We start from the raw sequence: 244 nt of genomic DNA on the forward strand, positions 1-244 counted from the left end.
GCACGTGCCATCTCGTCGAGGTCGTCCCAGGTTTCGGGGAGTTCGAGGCCGAGGTTCTTGCGCCAATCAGCGCGGATGAACAGTGCAAACGACTGGGCGTTGACCGGCACGCCGATGACGCTACCGTCGGTCATCGTCGCCTGATCCCATGCCTGCGGCTTGACCTGGTCGTCGGCCGCGAACGTCGAGCGGTCGATTGTGCGGACGAGACCCTTGTCGGCCATGTTTCCGCCCTGGGCACCAT

1 protein-coding gene is annotated in these 244 nt (G+C 64.3%); it reads right to left on the reverse strand.

All coding sequences use genetic code 11. From position 1 onward, the window contains the following. A partial coding sequence (locus tag SB717_RS38735; RefSeq protein WP_410908563.1) for an extracellular solute-binding protein occupies positions 1–224 on the reverse strand: 224 nt, incomplete at its 3' end. Positions 225–244: the final 20 nt, after the last annotated feature.

The organism is Priestia sp. SIMBA_032, assembly GCF_046535215.1.
GTDB classification, from domain to species: Bacteria; Bacillota; Bacilli; order Bacillales; family Bacillaceae_H; genus Priestia; species Priestia aryabhattai.